Source organism: Halorubrum sp. Atlit-26R, assembly GCF_003666015.1.
Taxonomy (GTDB): domain Archaea; phylum Halobacteriota; class Halobacteria; order Halobacteriales; family Haloferacaceae; genus Halorubrum.
Genome location: NZ_QPLT01000220.1, coordinates 1 through 713 on the forward strand (window position 1 = coordinate 1; position 713 = coordinate 713).

At 47.7% G+C, this 713-nt stretch carries 2 protein-coding genes; one reads left to right on the forward strand and one right to left on the reverse strand.

The genetic code is table 11. From position 1 onward, the window contains the following. The coding region (locus DVK07_RS22960; protein ID WP_158603209.1) for a hypothetical protein at positions 1-425 on the forward strand (425 nt) is incomplete at its 5' end. Here the strand turns inward: DVK07_RS22960 and DVK07_RS20235 are convergent. After that, on the reverse strand, positions 426-713 hold a 288-nt coding region (locus DVK07_RS20235), incomplete at its 5' end, for a rhomboid family intramembrane serine protease (protein WP_147441280.1).

The following is a 713-nucleotide window of genomic DNA, read 5'->3' on the forward strand; positions in this document are numbered from 1 at the left end:
CAGAAGAATACGCGATACAAATTGAAGCGGACGATAGCATCAGTTGGAGTATCACAGTAGAAGACCAACCGATTTACACAGAAGATGATGTAGAGGACGCTGAATTCCCACTCGAATTCTCAGGTAATGGAGAGAACGTGTTTGGGCCGTTCAATCTAGATGGGTTCTTCCAACCTCGGCTACGGGCAAACGTCGATATGGATCTAGTATTCGCTAGTCAGGAGGGTGAGACGATACAAACTGTCTCAGCAGAATATGACGAAATTGAGGAGATGGCGGAATCATTCGTTAACCTCGATACAGTCAACGTTTCTGAAGTGTGTTGGATTTGGTGTTCCCTGAGTTCTTTATTCACAAATATCGCGCTGGAGAACGACCAAGGAGTGTATTATGACGTTCAAATAGCGGAACCAGACAACAACTGATTACTCCGCATTCAGGAGATGGAATCTTCCTGCGATCATACCGATTACTGCCCCGCTGAAGTGTGCCATAATTCCGCTTCCTGACGGTGAGAAGTAGATTGTCAGCACTGACGCTCCAACAACAACGAGACCGATAATTGCTCGACCAGAGAGGTAGTCCCCGATCGGGTTTGCGACAACGAGGTATCCCAGCAGAGCAAACCCTGCTCCACTAGCTCCAAGCGCTGGTGGTGCTGTACCATAATATTCCATCACCACTAGTTGCGAGATTCCTGAGATTGAGCCACT